This window comes from Serratia sp. BNK-10, assembly GCF_047456065.1.
Lineage (GTDB): Bacteria > Pseudomonadota > Gammaproteobacteria > Enterobacterales > Enterobacteriaceae > Serratia > Serratia ureilytica.
The window spans coordinates 3,582,576-3,603,010 of sequence record NZ_CP179894.1; the positions used below are offsets into that span (position 1 = coordinate 3,582,576).

Annotated in this window: 13 protein-coding genes; 5 read left to right on the plus strand and 8 right to left on the minus strand. The window is 55.9% G+C overall.

Translation table 11 applies throughout. The features are described 5' to 3' along the window. Positions 1-34: 34 nt before the first annotated feature. Positions 35-661, minus strand: coding sequence for a uracil phosphoribosyltransferase (gene upp, locus ACMGG9_RS17350; RefSeq protein WP_004941642.1), 627 nt, complete (start codon positions 659-661; stop codon positions 35-37). Positions 662-916: 255 nt separating this feature from the next. Between upp and purM the strand changes: the two genes are divergently transcribed. The 3 genes from purM (at position 917) to speG (ending at position 3,256) form a co-directional block, all read left to right on the plus strand. Further along, positions 917-1,954 (plus strand): phosphoribosylformylglycinamidine cyclo-ligase, encoded by a 1,038-nt coding sequence (purM, locus tag ACMGG9_RS17355; protein WP_414161590.1) that lies wholly within the window; start codon positions 917-919, stop codon positions 1,952-1,954. Beyond that, the gene (purN, locus tag ACMGG9_RS17360; protein WP_072627154.1) at positions 1,954-2,592 is read left to right on the plus strand and encodes a phosphoribosylglycinamide formyltransferase; all 639 of its coding nucleotides are present in this window, start codon (positions 1,954-1,956) and stop codon (positions 2,590-2,592) included. The genes purM and purN overlap by 1 nt, the downstream gene beginning before the upstream one ends. 112 nt (positions 2,593-2,704) lie before the next feature. Continuing rightward, complete coding sequence (speG, locus tag ACMGG9_RS17365; RefSeq protein WP_033644040.1) at positions 2,705-3,256, plus strand: spermidine N1-acetyltransferase; 552 nt, start codon at positions 2,705-2,707, stop codon at positions 3,254-3,256. A gap of 69 nt (positions 3,257-3,325) precedes the next feature. Here speG and ACMGG9_RS17370 read toward each other — a convergent pair whose 3' ends face one another. From ACMGG9_RS17370 to ACMGG9_RS17385, 4 genes are all read right to left on the minus strand, one after another. Next, positions 3,326-4,630 (minus strand): hypothetical protein, encoded by a 1,305-nt coding sequence (locus ACMGG9_RS17370; RefSeq protein WP_414161591.1) that lies wholly within the window; start codon positions 4,628-4,630, stop codon positions 3,326-3,328. A gap of 746 nt (positions 4,631-5,376) precedes the next feature. Then, positions 5,377-5,739 carry a DUF596 domain-containing protein gene (locus tag ACMGG9_RS17375; RefSeq protein WP_048795068.1) on the minus strand — a complete coding sequence of 121 codons (363 nt, stop codon included), beginning with the start codon at positions 5,737-5,739 and terminating at the stop codon, positions 5,377-5,379. Between the two features lie 8 nt (positions 5,740-5,747). After that, positions 5,748-11,669, minus strand: a complete 5,922-nt coding sequence (locus tag ACMGG9_RS17380; RefSeq protein WP_414161592.1) for a DUF637 domain-containing protein — start codon at positions 11,667-11,669, stop codon at positions 5,748-5,750. A gap of 60 nt (positions 11,670-11,729) precedes the next feature. Next, on the minus strand, positions 11,730-13,397 hold the full coding sequence (locus ACMGG9_RS17385; protein WP_414161593.1) for a ShlB/FhaC/HecB family hemolysin secretion/activation protein: 1,668 nt from the start codon (positions 13,395-13,397) through the stop codon (positions 11,730-11,732). A 370-nt stretch (positions 13,398-13,767) separates the two neighbouring features. On the opposite strand from ACMGG9_RS17385, the gene ACMGG9_RS17390 reads away from it, so the two are divergent. Together ACMGG9_RS17390 and ACMGG9_RS17395 are read left to right on the plus strand one after the other, a co-directional pair. Continuing rightward, the gene (locus ACMGG9_RS17390) at positions 13,768-15,222 is read left to right on the plus strand and encodes an SIR2 family protein (RefSeq protein WP_342175386.1); all 1,455 of its coding nucleotides are present in this window, start codon (positions 13,768-13,770) and stop codon (positions 15,220-15,222) included. Beyond that, positions 15,219-15,710: a TIR domain-containing protein gene (locus ACMGG9_RS17395; protein WP_369605926.1), complete on the plus strand. Its 492-nt coding sequence runs from the start codon at positions 15,219-15,221 to the stop codon at positions 15,708-15,710. Before ACMGG9_RS17390 ends, ACMGG9_RS17395 begins: the two co-directional genes overlap by 4 nt. A 65-nt stretch (positions 15,711-15,775) precedes the next feature. On the opposite strand, the gene pstB is transcribed toward ACMGG9_RS17395, so the two are convergent. From pstB to ACMGG9_RS17410, 3 genes are read right to left on the minus strand one after another with little or no spacing between them, the layout of a single operon-like run. Then, positions 15,776-16,588 (minus strand): phosphate ABC transporter ATP-binding protein PstB, encoded by an 813-nt coding sequence (pstB, locus tag ACMGG9_RS17400; RefSeq protein WP_004941613.1) that lies wholly within the window; start codon positions 16,586-16,588, stop codon positions 15,776-15,778. Between the two features lie 28 nt (positions 16,589-16,616). Further along, on the minus strand, positions 16,617-18,266 hold the full coding sequence (gene pstA / locus ACMGG9_RS17405; RefSeq protein ID WP_414161594.1) for a phosphate ABC transporter permease PstA: 1,650 nt from the start codon (positions 18,264-18,266) through the stop codon (positions 16,617-16,619). Further along, complete coding sequence (locus ACMGG9_RS17410; protein WP_414161595.1) at positions 18,263-20,434, minus strand: ABC transporter permease subunit; 2,172 nt, start codon at positions 20,432-20,434, stop codon at positions 18,263-18,265. Before ACMGG9_RS17410 ends, pstA begins: the two co-directional genes overlap by 4 nt. Between the last annotated feature and the right edge of the window lies 1 nt (position 20,435).

The window sequence follows — 20,435 nt, forward strand, 5'->3', positions numbered from 1 at the left end:
AAAAAAAGCCGACTCGTTAAGTCGGCTCAAATGTTTACTTAGTACCAAATATCTTGTCGCCCGCATCGCCCAGGCCAGGCACGATGTAGCCCTTGTCGTTCAGACACTGATCGATGGAGGCGGTGTACAGCTCAACGTCCGGATGCGCTTTCTCCAGCGCGGCGATGCCTTCCGGCGCCGCGACCAGGACCAGCACCTTGATGCTGTGGCAGCCGGCTTTCTTCAGCAGATCGATAGTGGCGATCATCGAACCGCCGGTGGCCAGCATCGGGTCGACGACCAGCGCCATGCGCTCTTCGATGTTGGAAACCAGCTTCTGGAAGTACGGCACCGGCTCCAGGGTTTCTTCGTCGCGGTATACGCCCACCACGCTGATGCGCGCGCTCGGCACGTGCTCCAGCACCCCTTCCATCATGCCCAGGCCTGCGCGCAGGATTGGCACTACGGTAATCTTTTTCCCTTTGATCTGATCCACTTCAACTGGCCCGCACCAGCCTTCGATGGTGACTTTTTCCGTCTCCAGATCGGCGGTCGCTTCATAGGTCAGTAAACTACCCACTTCTGAGGCCAGCTCACGGAAGCGTTTGGTGCTGATGTCATTTTCGCGCATCAGGCCAAGCTTGTGTTTTACCAGCGGGTGTTTCACCTCAACGATCTTCATCATTTTTCTCCTATTAAGGTGGTTGCGGCCAAAAAAATCGCGGGATTATACCTCCTTTTTTTCGCCGCGCCACCCACAATAGCCCGATCGGGATCAACAAAAGTTTGAATATCAGTATAGATGACGAAAAAGCAGAGCCGGTTCACAAGCCGCTCGCAAACGTTTGCCTGCGCTGTTAGAATTGCCGCGCCTTATTCCGGAATCAACATCGGAAGCACAGTTTTCAAACCGCAAATCGTCGTGGGGAATCGCGCAGTGACCGACAAAACCTCTCTCAGCTATAAAGACGCAGGTGTCGATATCGATGCAGGCAACGCATTGGTAGATCGCATCAAAGGTGTAGTTAAACAGACCCGTCGCCCGGAAGTGATGGGCGGTCTGGGCGGGTTTGGCGCCCTGTGTGCGTTGCCGCAGAAATACCGCGAGCCGGTGCTGGTTTCCGGTACCGACGGCGTGGGCACCAAGCTGCGTCTGGCGATGGATCTGAAACGCCACGACACCATCGGCATCGATCTGGTGGCGATGTGCGTCAACGATCTGGTGGTTCAGGGCGCCGAGCCGCTGTTCTTCCTCGACTACTACGCGACCGGCAAGCTGGATGTGGACACCGCGGCCAGCGTGATCACCGGCATCGCCGAGGGCTGCAAACAGTCCGGCTGTGCGCTGGTGGGCGGCGAAACCGCTGAAATGCCGGGCATGTACCACGGCGAAGACTACGACGTGGCCGGTTTCTGCGTCGGCGTGGTCGAAAAATCCGAGATCATCGACGGCAGCAAAGTGCAGTCCGGCGATGCGCTGATCGCCCTGGGCGCTTCCGGCCCGCACTCCAACGGCTACTCGCTGGTGCGCAAAATCCTGGAAGTGAGCAACACCGATCCGACCGCCACTCAGTTGGAAGGCAAACCGCTGGCCGACCACCTGCTGGCGCCGACCAAGATTTACGTGAAGTCCGTGCTGGAGCTGATCAAGAAGGCTGACGTACACGCCATCGCTCACCTCACTGGCGGCGGCTTCTGGGAAAACATTCCACGCGTGCTGCCGGAAGGCATGCAAGCGGTGATCGACGAAGCCAGCTGGCAGTGGCCGGCGGTGTTCACCTGGCTGCAGCAGGCCGGTAACGTCAGCCGTCATGAAATGTACCGCACCTTCAACTGCGGCGTAGGCATGGTCATCGCCCTACCGGAAGCCGAAGTGGAAGCGGCCATCGCGCTGCTGACCGCGGCAGGTGAAAAAGCGTGGAAAATCGGTAAACTGACCGCCTCTTCCGACGAACAACAAGTGGTCATCAACTGATGAAAAAGATCGTGGTGTTGGTCTCCGGCCAGGGGAGCAATCTCCAGGCGCTGATTGACGCCTGCCAGCAGGGCCGCATCGCCGCCGAAATCGTGGCGGTGTTCAGCAACAAGGCGCAGGCTTATGGCCTGCAACGCGCCGAAACGGCGGGCATCGCCGCCCAGGCGCTGGATGCCAAGGCCTACGCCGATCGCACGGCGTTCGACGCCGCATTGGCGGACGCCATCGACCAGTACCAGCCCGATCTGGTGGTGCTGGCCGGCTACATGCGCATCCTCAGCCCGCAGTTCGTGCAGCGCTATGCCGGCCGCATGCTGAACATTCACCCTTCCCTGCTGCCGAAATACCCGGGGCTGCATACTCACCGTCAGGCCATCGACAACGGCGACAGCGAACACGGCACCTCGGTGCACTTCGTGACCGAACAGCTCGACGGCGGCCCGGTGATTTTGCAGGCCAAGGTGCCGATTTTCGCTGACGACGAGGAGGATGACGTGGTTGAACGGGTGCAAACCCAGGAACACACGATCTATCCACTGGTGGTGAGCTGGTTCGTCGACGGCCGCCTGGCGATGCGCGACGGCGCCGCCTGGCTGGACGGCGAACGCCTGCCGGCGCAGGGCCACGCCGCCGACTGATGCGCGCAGCCTGAACCTTGCCTAAACGGCGCCCACGCGGCGCCGTTTTTTTCGCCTTCATCCATTCTGTGAAGTTATACTTTGCACAATTTCACGGCACAGAGGAGCCCACATGTCCAGCACTGCCAGCGTCAGGTTACGCCCATTGGAACGGGACGATCTGTCGTTCGTCCACCAGATGGACAACAACGCCAGCGTTATGCGCTATTGGTTTGAAGAACCCTACGAAGCCTTTGTCGAACTTTCCGATCTCTACGACAAACACATCCACGATCAGAGCGAGCGCCGCTTTATCATCGAGCACGAAGGCGCCAAGGTCGGCCTGGTGGAACTGGTGGAGATCGATCACATCCACCGCCGCGCAGAATTCCAGATCATCATCGATCCCGCCCACCAGGGCAAAGGCTACGCCAGCACCGCCGCCCGCCTGGCGATGGACTACGGCTTCTCGGTGCTGAACCTGTACAAGCTGTACCTGATCGTCGACAAGGAGAACCCGAAGGCGATCCACATCTACAGCAAGCTGGGCTTTAACGTGGAAGGCGAGCTGATCGACGAGTTCTTCGTCAACGGCGAATACCGCACCGTGCTGCGCATGTGCATCTTCCAGCCGCAATATCTGGCGAAGTTCAAAACGCCGGGCGATAAGCCGCTGGTGAAGTGACGGCTAGCGAGAAAAAGAGAAAACCCGCCAAGGCGGGTTTTCTTCATTAGATAAAAGGCATTAACCCGGTTAGTTCGCTATCTTAAGCGCTCTAAAACCGGTGCCGGCGCTATTCTCCTCCCCCAGCATCACTCGCTCAAATCCCATCTTCCCTTTTCTGTTCGTCAGCAGGCTTAGCGACGTATTGCCTTCTCTCCAGGGGTAATCGATAGCGGCCACACAGGCACCGGAGGCATGCATTTCAATCAAATCGGTATTGCCATTGATAATTTTAGTTCCTTCTTTCGCCACGCTGAAGGCACTGGCATTAATTGAATATCCATTGTTTGCCCCCGAAGGCAATCCGATGACCAAACAGTTCTGACCAGAATTTTTGACTTTACCCACATCAAGAGATGAAACGGACACCAGAGCACTTTGGCTATCGATCGTGACCGAATTCGATCCCGAATTAATGCTGGCCTCGATAACTTTGTTGAGTGAAAAGGTGCCTGCCGTATTTTCCGTTCCTCCCTCCGCGCGTATGGAGTCAATATAAAGCTGACTGACACTGCTATTGACGCTTCCTGACGCTTTAACGATCCCTTTGCAAGACTCTGCCGTTGTGCCATACAAAAAGAACCCTGTCGAAGGGCGGTTAGAACAAACGATAGAAATACCGTGTAGGCCGGTAAACGCCACGCTGCAGCCAATCAGGGTGATGCCGCGGCAATCTACAAATAAAAAACCGTGGCATGGCGCCTGGTTAACATAGCTCTCTGGGCCACCAAACGCTTTGCAATTGATGAAGACGGCCTCTTGTAATGCCTCAGCATAAAAACAAGGCGCTGTTGCCGTCAGATTGGTATGTTTTACCAGGACGTTTATTGCCGTTAGCGTCTGGGAGACTTTGTCCGACGGATTATCATCGTTATCCGGCTCGATAACAATGCCGATACCGCTATCCGCCAAATTATCAATATTGATATTCTCCAGAATAAAACCGTCATAGGGCTTACGTAAAACAATTGCGCTCCCGGTATGGCTGGCCATATTGATAGAGATATCTTTGACGCACACGCCAACGGTAGAGTACCCCGTAATATCGGAGTCAAATTTGAAAACGGCCCCCAGCTCCCCCAGGTCAGCCGTAAGGAGTAACTTCGTTGACTGAATTCCTTCGCCAACGATGTGTACACCTGGCTTTAAAAAAACGATCTGCCTCTTGATGCTGTAGGTACCGGCGGGCACGATGACCTTACCGCCGAGGGATTCCCAGACCGGGTTAGGATTCTCATTGATTTTCTTGGCAAGACGAAGAAATGCGTTAGTTAAATCATTTCCTTCACCCGCCTCAACAAAGTCGAGAATATTCATTGCACCGGATGACGCCATATTACTTCTCCTGTTTACACTGTCTCACTGTAGGTTCGGCTCTCCTGTCACAGAACTGAGCCAAGGCTTGAACAAACAGATTATCCGCAAACATCAAAATGCAAAGGCATATGCTGTTGTGTAATCGATGACAGATCACTCATCACCCGAGAAAATAATGCGTCCTTATAGGACTGTCTTTTTCCGAAAAAAGGGAAGTATTCTATGAATGCGCTCACATAACGGAGTTACGTTAACAACAGAGTCACATTAAAAGGGTAAGATTAAATAAAAATTCAGACCTATTTATGTTACCTACGAGCGAGAAATTTCATGCATAAAGTATCAAGCTTACTTATCCTTATTAGCCTCATTATTTTAATTATCGTGTTTTCACTGAATCTCTATGGCCACTACGCCGTCAGTAACTCAAACGCTGCACCGCTGTTTTCCCCGCTCTGGTGGACGCGCTGGTTCCCGCTCTATGCCTCGGGCGCTGCATTGCTATTGGTAGGGGTAGTGTTGCGAGTTTCGGGGCGGGGACGATAAAACCCAATTTCATCGTAGATATTGCAAAGCAATATATTCTGCCATATTCATTATCAAAGCAAATATTTCCACAATGCGTATATATTGCAAACCAAATAATATTAAAAATAAAATAAAATCAATGTGTTAATTTTTGATTGCTGCGTAATAAAAAACCCGCTTTTGCGGGCTTTTTATTATCTGTTAACAGATTACCATTCTACAGATAGTATCAGTAACTACGTCCAATCCTGGTAGCCGTCTTCATGAATCCAAACAAGACCACCAGGGCATTCCTCTTCATAGAACCAAATATCTTCATTTTTTGTTTTCCATTCCTCTTCTGTCTTAGGGAATGCAGCCTTGTAATGTGTTAACTGTTCTTCAATGTCTCCCTCAAGGAATTGACCATGTTTGCCTAACCTTACTCTCCCTTCAGCCATAAGGTGATGAATCAAATCGAAAAAATAGTTTTTCTTATCTTCGTAGGACAATGTATTCCTATCAAAATTATCAGCTCTCATAGCTGACCATACGGTTCCAATGGAAGCACCGTCCAACTCTTCACTAAACAGTTTGTATTGATCATCGCTATACAACATGGTAGCCCTCATCGAAATTTGATTTCTACTCTTTTTTTCACTTTACCTTGAAGCGCATTCAGGTGTTCATTATCTATGATATCAATCGTCCAACGTGCTTTGGTATCTTCCTTGCTACTTGAAACACTTCTAAGAGTTAATTTCTCACCTGTTTTTTCATTTAAAACCACCGTCCATAGTGCATCTTTTCTGACTTCTATTAATGGTTTCCCTCCGGTAAGAGATTGCGCATAATCGAAGATCGCCTGTTTCGATAAATTCTCAGTGGCAAACACTTTTGTATTACCTTGCTTGTTGCTGCCGCCCTCACCTAACACCTGCTCAAACTGCTGACCAAACACGTTCAGCTTACTTTCGTTCTGTTTCGGGTCAAACACCTTGACCAACTGGTTAGTGTTAACCTTCTGTATTTCCCGTAGATAATCTGCCGTTTTAGTCGACAAATTCGCCCCGGCTGCTGTTTCTCCTTTGATAAAATCGGCAACCGGCTGAGTGTTGAACGTTTTTGTTTTGTATAATTCATCGGAAGCGTTCACCAGCTGTCGGCTCAACTTCCTCACGCTGTCTTCGGTCTTACCCAAAATCAATGTGCTGCCGGTCGTTACGGCGCCCGTGCCAATGATGGCCTCAGGTGCCACAATATCCGCCGCATAAATACCGGCTTGGTTCAGGCAAAGCGCGGGGTTAGTTTTGCAACCGGCAATCGCCAATCTTGCAGCCAGAACCAATTCTGGCGCAGCTCCCACCAGCGTCATCCCCCCCGCAGTAAGTACCAGACCGCCACCACCTACTGTCGCCACTATTGCGGCAGCTTCTCGGCGAGCCACAACACGTTTTGCCGCAGCAACATCGCCTTTACCAGCGGCCAAAATGTCTTTCTGATTATCAAGCGCATACTGCATCAACATATGCTCGGTCATGTTGTAGCGATAAACCGACTGTGCACTGTCCGCAGCGCTGTAGGCGCCCTCCGGTGTATGCGTTGCCAACGCCCCGGTCAAAGCCCCGATCACTCGTGCCGTTTGCTCTTTTACTTCATTGCCGTTTAGCGCCTCCTGCAGACGGTAGAGCTGGCGTTCTTTTTCGTTGAGATTGGCCGGTTCGAACAGCGTACTCTGCATCACAACGCCGGCCAGCTCCGCCGCCAGCGCCCCGGCAGCAGCCCCTTTACCGTCACCGCGCCCGATTTCCGCGGCGATGCCCGCCACAACCGCATGACTGACTGACTTCCCGGCCGCGCCCAGGACTTCGCCGTTATCCCCGATCAGATTGGCGCCCTCGGCCTGAACCTGGCTGCCGATGTTCGCCAACAGCGCATTGGTCAAGTTGTCTTTGAAGCTGCCGCCATTGATGGCGGTATTCAGGCTGGAGCTGATGACCGATTGCCCGGCCACCCGCTGCGCCACCTTGCTCCAGTCGCCATTACTCAACTGCGGCAGTTTGACGTTGTTTGGATTGAGCGGTTTGCCCGCCGCGTCCTTGCTCCAACCCATCGCGCTGTCGAAGCCGTTGAGCGCGCCGCCTATCGCCATCGCTGTGGCGGTCGCCTTGACGTTTTCATTGCTGCCCAGCGCCTGCAGGGTTTTCGACAGGTTGCCTTGATTCTCCACCAGCGCGACCGCCGCCTGGGAGGCCAGAGAAGACATCCCGGCGGTGACCGCGCCGCTGGTTACCGCCCCGCCGCCCACGGCGCCGGAAACGCTGGAGGCCGCCGTGGCCGCCAGTGAACTGCCTGCGGTCACCGCCGCAGCCGCGATGGCGATCACCGCCGCCACCGCCGGGTTCAAGTGCTGGCTCTTGTAATCCCAGCTGTCGTAGGCGTCCTTGACCTTGCTCCACTGCACGTCGTTGCGCTTATTCAGATCTTTGACCCAGGTGGTGCCGGGCGTATTGCCCAGCGCGTCGATAGCGCTTTGCAACGCCTGCCCGTTTTTTACCTTCACATCGGCGCTGACGCCCTTGGCGGCATCCACGGTCAAGGCGCCACCGGTATGAATGCTCGGCAGCACCCACTTATTGTCTTCGTAGCCTTTATTGGCCTGCTTGATAAAGAAGCCTTTCGAATTGCTGACGGTCTGTTCGAAAGAGGTATTTTTCACCGCGCGGAAGTTAACCTGGCCATGCGTGCTGGTCAGGCGCGCGTTTTGCCCAGCGGCGATCTTGCTGGCTTCATAGGTGCTGTCGTCGCGGCTCATGAGCGTGATATTGCCGGCGGCGGAAAACTCGGTAACCTTGTTGGTCACGTCATGGCGGGTCTGCTTAACCTCGGTTTTCTTGCCCCACCATTTGCGCTTGGTTTCCTTTTTCTCGTAGTGGCTGGACTCTTCCATCGCCTGAGCGTAGAGATAGCCGCCCTTGGCAGCGATATCCATATTGCCGGCGCGCATGGCTTCAGCCTGATTGTGGGCGTCGACCTGGGCTTTTTGCTTAGCCTCGTCCGCCCCTTTACTTATCGCCTCATTGCGGGCGGTTGCCAGACGTGATTGTGCGCCATCGCGATCTTGCGTGGCCTGAGTAAGGCGCTGCTGCGCATTATTGAACGCTGATTGCTCGGCATTTATTTCATTCGGAAGACTATTCGCACGCTTCTCTTTTTCTAAAAGTTCATGGGTGATGCCGATGCCTTCGGCTGTGAGGCCGGCACTTTCTTGCCATAGACTCCAATCGTTAATTTCCATCAACTTGCCATGCTTGGCGGAAAATTCCTGAATCTTTCTTAAATTATCTGCTTGTCTTTGTCTTAGCGTCTCCATGTCACGCTGCAACGTATTAAATTCATTGCTTTTACTGTTTTTCGCTTGTTCAGCCCGGCTCTTGTCCTGCAGAGCCTGATTGATACGCTGCTGTGCGTTTTGAAGCTGCTGTTCTGCAATGGCTATCTGGCTCCCCCAATCCGTCACCGCTACCGGCGGTTTCCAGTTTGCCCCCAACCCTTTCACTACCAGTTTGGTCGCCTGGAATAGAATGCTTCCGCCGGAAATCACCGTCATCAGGCCACCGGCATTCAGCTCGGTCCCTTGCTGGGTGCGAGTTTCGGTAAATTCGTTGCCACCTTCTCGGTAAGTGTGGTTTTGCACCGCCTCGAAGCGCATATCGCCGCCGGAGGTCAGCGTCATGTTGGCGCCGGAAGTCAACCTGGCACCGTAAGTCAGCAGTTGGTTGTTCGCCGCCGCGGTCAGATTTTTCCCGGCGCTGAGAGTAGTGACCACATGGCGGTCGTCTTTGTTGTTGTCGTTAGCGGCATCGATAGCGGAATAGGCGACGTTCGACAACCATAGATTCTGTCCGGCCAACAGCGTGATATTACCGTTGGCGGAGAGCGCGCCGCCCTGGGTGCCTATGTCGCGGGCCGAGTTAATCAGCAAATTGCCGCCGGCGTGTATCTTGCTGCCGAGTTCTGGGGTACGTGAAGTTGCAAAAAGATGCCCATAATTACCGCCCAGCGCCCGGTAGTTGAGGTCGGCATTATGCCCGGCCAGCAGCGTCACATCCTTGCCGGCATTGATGTTGACACCGCGCAGTGCCAGATAACCGCCGCTATTGAGAGAGACCGAACCAGTGGCGTTCAGTTTTCCTGTGTTCAACAGGCCATTGAAGTAGTGTTGCAACTTGTCTGATGGCAGATATTCACCGGGACGATCGCGCATCAGTACGGCATCATTTTTGATAAGAGAGATGCTACCGGAAGCAGTCATGCTGATATTGCGACTTTGTGGCGCCAGCAACGTATTTAGTAACGTAATGGTGCTGCCCGCCGTCAGCGTCAGGTCACGAGAGGCCAGCAGACTGCCCAGCCAACGCACACCATTCTGATGGTAGTAATTAGGCTTTTCGCTGGTGTGAACTTTTATCTCACCGGTACGCGCGGTAAGCGTGATGTCTTGCCCTTTCAGTTCGCTTTGCCATACATCGATAGTATTAACGGCACTCAAATTCAGCTCTTTGCCGGCAGAAAGGATACCTTGACCCAGCACGATGCGGTCTTCGGCGATAGCGGTGATGTTGCCTACCGCGTTGATGGCATCGGTATTGACGATATTAGCCGCATGCAGGAGTACATTCTTTGCCTTGATAGTTTCCGGGCGCCCAGCCGTATTGATGTCGTTTAATTGGCTTTCATTGGGCATCACCGTTCTGATTTCGATCTGATTCTTGAAGTCTGCAGTCAGATTGCCATCAGCGACCATACCGCCATCAATTATACCGTCATAACTCCAACGGAAAGCTCGCTCTCCGGTATCGACATAACTTAATGGGGGGTAAGGCCATCCCAGCTTTTCATATTGGATGTAAGCTTCCGTATCTGGTTTAAATTTGTTGAAGCGTTCTTTTGTACCAAAGGCGTGGTTGATGGAACTGAAGGTATTACCTGTAAGGATCATATCTCCTTTAGCCTTCAGTTGGCTGGCATCATTCCACAATGAGCCAGCATTAATGTAGCTGTTTTTGCCAGACGCTATAATGGCAGGAGAAGAATTAGAGGTAACGCGGGTTCGAACTCGCTCATCGAGTATCCAATTAGCTAAGTGCCGATTTGCATAAGTACATTCCTCCGATGTCGTGCAAGGTAGCAGCCATTTCTCCCACTTCGACATGTCTTCTTTATAAAGATCTTGTCGGTTTTTTATATCTCCGTTTTTATACGCATTGAATACGCTACCAAATAATCGCATTCCTTCTTGATCAACAGGCTCTATTTGGTCAGAAATCGCCAATGTCTGCCGCACGTTATCGAGCTTGTCGGTACGAATAACCAGGTCGCCGCTGTTGGTTTGGATACGGGAAGAACGGTTTTCTACCCGAGTCGCTTTGTTTCCCTCCGCATCCTTCTGTATCCACAAGTTGTTGTTGGCTTGAATGTTAGCGTAATAGGTACCGACGTTACGTACGGTATCACCAAAGATACGAATATCATTGCCTGCAGCGATATTGGCGTCGTTATTTTCTATCGTTGCTGCGGCGAGCGTAACGTCACGTTCAGCACGCAAGCTCGATCGAGGCAGCGTTTGAATGGCCTGGCCACTTACATTCAAATCGGTTTGCGCATGTGTATTGCCCAAGATTATCTTGCCCTTCACGGATAGCATAATATCGCGTTGCCTCCCCTTCAGGTCGTTGAGGTTCACCCCCACCCCATCCTCGTTGGCCACCAGGCGGATTTTGTTGGCGTACATGCCGCCCAGCGCTTTGGTATCCACGGCCAGTTGGGGCTTAGCGCCTTCACCGGCGATCGGTTTGATGCTGCCGTCCTTGAAGCTGATGCGGTTGGTGCCCTGAGTCAGCGACAGATTTTGTGCATTGATTTTGCCGTTCAACTCGGTGGCGCGGCTGATGATATCGACATAGTCGGCGCCGCTGCCGTCCAGCCCTTTACCGCCGATGGTGACGCCGCCTTTTTTCACCTCCAGCGCTTCCAGCGCGCCCTGCTTGTCGAACTGCGGTTTGCCGGTGGTCAGCGTCACGCCCGGCGCGTTGATAAAGCCGCAGCCGTCGCAGGTGATGCCATTCGGGTTGGCGATCATCACGTTGGCCTTGTTGCCGAATACCTCGAGTTTGCCCTGCAGCTCGGAACGACTGCCGCCGATCACCTCATTGATGATCAACTCCGCCGGTTTTCCCTTCAGGTAGGTGTTGCCCTGCGCGCTGTAGATCTCCACGCCCAGTTGCGTTTTGCCGCCGTGAGTGGCGTTATTCAACACGGCGCCCTGTGGCCCAACGTTGAAATCTTTATAGGTGTTGTGGGAGATGCCCGCACCGTTCGGCGTGGCGATATTCACCACCGGCACGTCGCCCGGCTTGATAACCACCTGCGTATTGCCGTTGGCGGCGGTAATACCGGCAGCAAACGCCGGGTGTAATGGCTGGAAAGCCGTCAGGTAAATCAGCAAATAGCTGGCGCCCCGCGCCAGCGGATGATTGAGCTTATCCATATTCATTCCTTCGAAAGGATGTTGTTTTGAACGCCGAGGCGCTCCTGCTGTGTGCTGGCGTTATAACGTGACGGTGGCTTGCCAGTAGGCCACCCAACGATCCGGTTGCAGACTGTCTGGGTGCGTCAGCGGTTTACCGACGGTGACCGCCTGATTGAACCAGCGGCCGCTTAGCGTGGCGCCCAGCGCCGCACCGACGACGCTGCCGCCGTCTATCTGCCCGGCGCGCCCCTGCAGCCAGCCGGCGTCTAACGCGCCGGTCAAAGAAAGCTCCCCCAGCCTCGGCAACGTCTGCCATTGCCAGTTGAGTTCATTGCGCCAGTAGGCGCCGCGATTACCGGTCAGGTACTGCTCTTTAAAGCCACGCACCGAGTATTGCCCGCCGATGGAAATGCGCTCGCCGGCATACAGATTGTCTGCGCTGGTTTGCCCGTAGGCCGAGGTCAGGTAGTAAAGAGAGGGGGCGAGCGGATAGAAATAACTGGTGCTGAGGCCAAGCTTACGGAACTCACTGCGCGGCGCCCCGTTGCGCTGCGGATCGTCGGCGGTGGCGCCCAGCATGCGCAGCCCACGGCTTACCGTCGGGTTCAGCGTCATATAGCCGCCGCCCGTGACCGCACTGTAATTGAGGCCCAGACTGGCGATGCTGAGCGTCGGGCTGCTGACGCCCAACCGTTCCCCCGCCAGCTTATTTTCCGTGGTGCGCCGCGCCAGCCCGATATCGATGGCCAGCTTACGTTTGCCATCCCGCAGCAACGTGCGGTTCGCGCCCAAACGCTGGGTCTGGTTGTTGCCCTGATAGCGGTAAGCGGCACCGTTGAACGGCACCTGCTGGAAAAAATCGTTCCAGGCGTACTGGTAGCTGAGCAGCCAATAGCCATAGGGTAAGGTGACGCTGCCGTTCAGGCTACGGCTGCGATGATGCGGGCTGAAATCGTTATTGCGCGCTGCGGAAAGCGACCATTGATCGGCGAGACGCAGCGGATTATCCAGCGAGAAGGCGACGTTCATCTGCCCGGTGCCGGTGCTTCTCTGGCCGCTGTTATCCGCGCCGAAAGAGAAAGAGACCGGTGCCCGCGCGGCGCCACGCAGCAAAACCACTTTGGAAAAGCCGGGTTGCTCGCCAGGTTGAATATCGATAGTCACCTGTTGTGACGGCAGGCGGTTGAGCTGCTCCATGCCCTGCTCGATATCGCGCAGATTCAGTACGTCGCCAACCAGGCCGGGAAACGCCATCTTCAACGCCAGCGTCTGCTCACCGTTTTGCGTGATGGACTCGATTCGCCCTTCGCTGACGCTGACGGCCAACACGCCGCGGGAGATATCCTGTTCCTGCAGCCAGGCCCGCGAGGTGACATAGCCACGTTGCAGATAAGCATTAGTGGTTTCGCGCGCCAGACGGTTGATGTGCTCTAGCGTCAGGCAACGCCCCTGATACGGGCGCGCCAGGCTTTCTTTTACCGACCAGGAAAGATGGTCGGCGCCATCAAAAACGATCTGCCGCACCGGCTGGCAAACCGCTCCTGCGGCGGCCGGCACTGGCAGCGGTAACGCCGGCAGTTCGACGCTATTTTGCAACGCCTCGCGCTGTTGCTGGGCCTGTTCCAGCAACGTTTTCTGCTGTTGGGTAATACTATCGCGATCGGCAGGGTTGGTGATTTCCGCGCACCACGCAGAGCTGCAAAACGCCAAGAGCACAGGCCAAATCTTCAGCCTCCATGCACACATTTTAATACATCCATTTACGTTAACTTACACACCTTGGCAGAGTATATACATTTTACGCCGCAAATCAATGATAATGAGAATTACTTCTATTTAATCAAAGTCACAATGTGACAAAAAATGCAGATATGCCACAACCAATGCATCTTATTACCCAGAGTGCATTTAATTAATATTAAAATTAAAAAAACAAATAATAAAAACAAATTAATTCAATATTAAAATAACACATTCAATATCGACAAAAACAAAAAAGCAGAGTTTACAAAGTTAACTTATCATCTTATCTTGATAGTTCTATTAGCATAATTAATTCATAAAAAACATAGTTGTTAATTAACTAATAAAGAAAAACAATGTTGGGAATAGCCTCATGTTTAACCGTAATATAGAACTGTTTATTCGAGATTACGTTAATGATATCAAAGCCGGCAGCGCTGCGCTGTTTGCCGGCGCCGGACTGTCCATCCCCGCCGGTTTCGTCAGCTGGAAAGAGCTTATCGGCGATATCGCTTATGAACTGGAGCTGGATATCGAAAAAGAGAGCGATCTTATTTCTCTGGCGCAATATCACCTCAATGAAAAAGGCAACAGACATAAGATAAATCAAAAAATAATTACAGAATTCGCTGAGCAAGCAGAAGAAACAGAAAACCACCGAATTATCGCCAGATTACCGATAGCGTCACTTTGGACCACTAACTACGACGACCTGATTGAAAAAACCTATGCCCGTTATAATCGCGTCTGCGACGTCAAAACTACACCGGAAAGCCTGACCAACAACATTCACAAACGTGATGTTGTCTTATATAAAATGCATGGTGACTATAGAAATCCCAACCAGGCGATTATCACTCGCGAACAATACGAAACTTACTCCCGTACACATCTTCCTTTTATCAACATGCTGATGGCGGAGCTGACTGCCAAAACCTTCCTGTTTATCGGTTTCAGCTTTGAAGACCCCAACCTGCAATATGTATTGAGCCGCCTTTACGCGCAGTACGGCGAAGGGCAGAGAAACCACTACTGCATCATGCGGCGCGTCCAGCTCGGCGACAACGGCAGCGAGGATCAGGCGTCTTGCGATTACAACAGCCGCAAACAAGGCTTGATGATTAACGATCTGCGCCGTTACGGCATTCAAACGCTGTTGGTGGATGACTATCGGCAAATCACCGACCTGCTGTATGCCATCGAAACGCAGTTCAAGAAAAGCACGGTGTTTATCTCCGGCAGCGCCGACAACTACCAGCCCTATGCCCGTGAAGAGTCCATCCAATTCATACATCGTCTGGCGCGCCTGCTTATCCGCAAACAGTATCGCATCGTCAACGGTTTCGGCTGGGGCGTAGGCACGGCGGTGATCAACGGCGCCTTGGAAGCCATTTACGACAGCCAGGGAAAAATCAGCGAAAGCCAGCTGGTGCTGCGTCCTTTCCCCCAATTCGCCAGCGGCGGCATTACCCTACCGGCACTTTGGCACGAATACCGTCAGAACATGATTTCGCTCAGCGGCATCGCAATCTTTTTGTTCGGCAACAAACGCAACGCCGAAGGCGAATACGTGCTGGCCGACGGTTTATTGAAAGAGTTCCAGATCGCCACGGAACAAGGCTGCGTCTGCATTCCTATCGGTTGTACCGGCAGCGCATCTGCCGAGATCTACCGAAAAATCAAGGAGGAGATGAAAGAAACCCTCTACTACCGCAACCCCGCCGCCATGAATCTGCTGGATCAGCTTAACGAACCGGGCAGCCTGGCGGAGAAGAAAAAAAGCCTATTGGCGCTTATCGATATCATTACTAAGGATAACCCTCGATGACCAGAAAATGTTTTTACAGTTTCCATTATGAGCCGGACAACTGGCGCGCTTCTCAGGTACGCGAAATGGGCTCGCTGGAAGGTAACCGACCAGCCACGGATAACGATTGGGAGGAAGTGAAAAAAGGCGGTGACGCCGCTATCGCCGCTTGGATCAAGGGCCAGTTGGACAATCGCAGCTGCGCCGTGATTCTCGCCGGTAAAGATACCGCTAATCGCAAATGGATTAATTTCGAAATCTGCGAGGCTTGGAAAAAAGGCATGGGCGTGCTGGTAGTGTATATCCATAACCTGAAAGACAGCGCCGGCGACCAAACCGAGAAAGGTAAAAACCCGTTGGATCACATCAAACTGGGTGAAACAAAACTCTCCGCTATCGCCAAAGCCTATGATCCGCCTTACCTGACCAGCACCAATGTCTATAACCACATCAAAGAAAATCTGGCTGAGTGGGTAGAAGAAGCGATCCGCATTCGCAAAAACTACTGACGCCCCTGATAGACGAAAGGCTGCATGGTTGTGCAGCCTTTCGTTTGTTCATAGCCCAAATGGCCTCACCCATACCGCCCGGTAATATAGTCCTCGGTGCGGCGCTGGCGCGGCGACGTGAAAATGGCGTCGGTGTCGTTGTATTCCACCAGCCGCCCCTGATGAATAAAGGCGGTGTAGTCGGAGACGCGCGCCGCTTGCTGCATGTTGTGCGTCACCAGCACCACACTGTAACGCTGCTTCAGCGCCGAAATCAGCTCTTCGATGGTCAGCGTGGAGATCGGATCCAGCGCCGAAGTCGGCTCGTCGAGCAACAGCACTTCCGGCTCGATGGCGATGGCGCGCGCGATCACCAGGCGCTGCTGCTGGCCGCTGGACAAGCGGAAGGCGTTTTCGCGCAGCCGGTCCTTCACCTCATGCCACAGCGCGGCGGCGCGCAGCGAACGCTCCACCGCTTCATCCAGCAAGCGCCGGTCGCGCACGCCCTGCAAGCGCAGGCCGTACACCACGTTTTCATAGATCGATTTCGGGAACGGGTTCGGCCGCTGGAACACCATGCCCACTCGCCGCCGCAGCGCCGCCACGTCGATCTGCGCGCCGGAGATCGCCGCGCCGTTCAGCTGCAGTTCGCCCTCGATGCGGCAGTTGTCCACCAGATCGTTCATGCGGTTGAAACAGCGCAGCAGCGTCGATTTGCCGCAGCCCGAAGGGCCGATCAGGGCCGTTACCCGGTGTTTCGGGATACGCAGCGAGATATCGTGCAGCACCTGTTTGTCACCATAAAACAGGTTCAGGCCGTTGACCGCCAGCGCGGTCTGTTCATCGTCGAGATGCTGGACATCCAGCCGGGGCAAACTGCCTGGCGTCATCAAACCCATTACGCACTCCCCAAAAATAGCGTCATTGTTACTGCGACCATGCTCGGTACCGCTCCCTCAGCGAATGGCGGATGCCCATCGCCGCCAGATTCAAACTCACCACGATCGTCACCAGCAAGAAGGCGGTGGCGAACACCAACGGCCGCGCCGCCTCCACGCTCGGGCTCTGGAATGCCATATCGTAGATCTGGAAGCTCAAATGCATGAACTTCCGCTCAAGGTGCAGATACGGGAAAATCTCGTCCACCGGCAGCACCGGCACCGATTTCACGACCCCCACCAGCATCAGCGGCGCGGTCTCCCCGGCGGCGCGCGCCACCGCCAGGATCAGACCGGTCATCATCGCCGGCGCCGCCATTGGCAGCACGATGCGCCACAGCGTCTCGGCCCGGCTGGCCCCCAGCGCCATCGAGCCCTGCCGCAGCGAGGTGGGTATGCGCGACAGCCCTTCCTCGGTGGCGACGATCACCACCGGCAGCGTCAGCAGCGCCAGCGTCAGCGCCGCCCACAGCACGCCGGGCGTGCCGAAGGTCGGGTTGGGCAGGGATTCAGGATAGAACAGCTGATCGAGCGTGCCGCCTATCATATAGACGAAGAAGCCGAGGCCGAATACGCCATAGACGATCGAGGGCACGCCGGCCAGATTGACCACCGCGATGCGGATCACCCGCGTCAGCAGATTGTTGCCGGCATATTCGTGCAGATACACCGCCGCGATCACGCCAAACGGCATCACCACGATCGACATCAGGATCACCATCAACACCGTGCCGAAAATGGCCGGGAACACCCCGCCCTCGGTATTCGCCTCACGCGGGCTGTCGATGAGAAACTTCTTCACCTGCTCGCCCCAGTGCGCCAGCTTCTCGGAGGTGCTCATGGCGTTCGGGTACCAGGCATCGCGCACCTGGCTGAGCGGAATGGTCAACGTCTGCCCGTGCATGTCGCGCAGCAGCAACGCGTCGCGCTGGCGATCGCGGTTCAGCCCCGCCAGACGTTCGGACAACAGCTGATACTGCCGCTGCAGCTCCAGCCGTTCGGCCTTGATGGCGTCCTGCGCGCGGGCGTCCAGCTTATCGTCGCGCTGCAGGCGCTTTTCCCGCAGCCGCAGCGCGTCAAACTGCTGATTGATGCGCGCCATGTCGCGGAATTGAATGTCGTGCGCCTGGCGTGAGAGCGCGGCAATCTGGGGCAGGCGCTGCTGCAACGCCTGCCCCAGATTGCGGCCGGTCAGCGGTTGCCCGTCTTCCAGCAGCCCCGCCAGATAGCCGTAAGCGGTGCCGTGGCTGTCGCGTTCCAGCACCAGCAGGCTGCGCGGCGTGCTTTGGCTGCGGATATCGCTGGCCAGCAAGGTGCGGAAATCCTGCCCCTCGCGCTCGCGGTTGCCGACCTTAATCAGATAACGTTCGACGTTCTGCGCCTCGCCCGGCGGCGTGACGCCCGCCTCGGCCAGCTGGCGCCGGGAAATGCTTTGTTGCTGGTACAACTCGCCGATCAACGTCACCGGCCCGGCGCCGTTCTGATTCAGTTCGAACTGATAAACCGGGCTCGGCCAGAAATAGCGCATCCCCTGCCCGGCCAGCAGCAACAAAATGCCGATCAGCGCCAGCAGGCTGACGGCGACCGAACCGGCGGTCAGCCACACCCACGGTGACCCGCTCTTCACCCAGTTTTTCATGGCGCCTCCTGATTCGGCGTGTAGCGCTTGCGCAGCCGCAGGCGCACCGCCTCCGCCAGCGTGTTGAACACGAAGGTGAAGACAAACAGCACCAGCGCAGTCAGGAACAGCACGCGGTAATGGCTGCTGCCGGAAACCGCCTCCGGCATTTCGATGGCGATATTGGCCGCCAGCGCTCGCAGCCCCTGGAACAGGCTGCCGTCGATAATCGGCGTGTTGCCAGTGGCCATCAGCACGATCATGGTTTCTCCCACCGCGCGGCCAAAGCCGATCATCAGCGCGGAGAAAATGCCGGCGCTGGCGGAAGGCAGCACCACCTTGATCACCGTCTGCCATTGGGTGGCGCCCAGCGCCAAAGAGCCCTGGCTCAGGGTGGCCGGCACGCTGAACAGCGCGTCCTCCGCCAGCGAGAAGATGATCGGCACCAGCGCGAAGCCCATCGCCACGCCCACCACCAGCGCATTGCGCTGGTCATAATTATCCCCCAGCCAGAAATGCAGCGGCTCACCGAACAGCGCCACCTCCAGCCACGGCCCCAGGCTGAACGCCAGCCACACCGTCAACGCCAGCAGCGGCAACAGCAACAGCAGATCGACGCCCGGCCGGCAGCGCGGCATAAAGCGATGGGTCAACGCGCCGCACAGCAGCACCGCCGCCGCCAGCAGCAGCGGCAACGCCAGCACCGCCAACAGATACTGCTCGATGATCGGCGCCAGCCAGATGCCGGCCACCAGCCCGATCACCACCGTCGGCAGCGCGCCCATCACTTCGATAGCCGGTTTGATCACTCGCCGCAGCCCCGGCGTCATAAAGTAAGCGGTATAGATGGCGCCGGCCAAGGCCAGCGGGATGGCGAACAGCATCGCGTAAGCCGCCGCCTTGAAGGTGCCGAAGATCACCGGCATCAGGCTGAATTTGGGTTGGTAGCTGTCTTCGCCAGAGGTGGACTGCCAGACATAGGCCGGCTGCGGGTAGTTCTCGTACCACACCTTGCCCCACAGCGAACGCCAGGTGACGTCCGGATACGGGTTGTCGAGCGCATAGCGCTGCCAGCCCTGCGCGCTCTCCAGCAGCAGGCCATCGCCGCGCGGCGCGAACGCCATTTGCCGCACCTCGGCGCCCAAACGGGTGTTCAGCAGCGGCTGCGGTTGAATGGTGGAGAATAACGAGAAACCGCCATCGGGCCGCAGGGTGGCGAACACCCGGCGATAGGGCTCAGCCACCGTCAGCTCCTGCCCGTCGGCGCCATGGTCGAAATGCTGCACCGGCGTCAGGCGCCAGCGCTGCTCTTTTTCTACTTCGAACCACTCGCGCAGATTGCCGTCGGCGCCCTTGATCAACAGCGCGCTGCCGCCGGGCAGCGCCGTCATCTGATACGGAGCATGTTCGCCAAGGGTACGCGTTTCACGCAGCTGCAGCTGCGCGCCGTCGATCTGATAACGCGCCAGCCGGTTGCCCGCCAGCAGGTAAAGCTGGCGGCCATCCGGCGTCAGCACCAGTTGCTCCCCGTCGTGTTCCAGCGGACGTTCGCTGAACTGCGGCGGCCGATCCGGGCTGAAACGGCCGAACACCAGCCGCCGATCGTCGGTCACCCCGGCCAGCAGATACTGCCCGCGATGCGCGTCCGCCAGCGACAACAGCTTCAGCGGCTTGCGCTGCGGATCCAGCGCCAGCGGCGGTTGGCCGAGTGGGAACAGCCACTGCGGCCGGCCGTTTTCCGCCGTGGCGAAATCCGCGCGCGCCACCACCAACCGGCCGTCGGCCTGCGCCAACGCGAACAGATCCCGCTCTCCGGCGGCCTGCGCGAGCAGCGCCGGTTTGGCCAGCAGCGTTTGCTGCACCAGCGGTGTCTGGGCCTGGCCGCTCGGCGCCGACGACAGACGATAAAATTGCCCCGTGCCCTGCGCATCGATGCGATAACCGACGCGCTGCTGCACGTCCATGCCCAGCGCCAGCGCCGGGGAAGACGCCACAATCGGCAGCGGCTGAACTTGCCCAAGCGAGGCCGGTTTGAACAGCGGCAGCACCGCAAACAGCAGATAAACGAAGATCAGCATCAACGTCATCAGCACCATCAGCCCGCAGGCGGTCACTGCCGCCTGCACGCCGCGGTCGATGCGCCCGCGCAGGCGATCTCGGGGATGTTGATTTGCCGTCGTCTGTGTCATG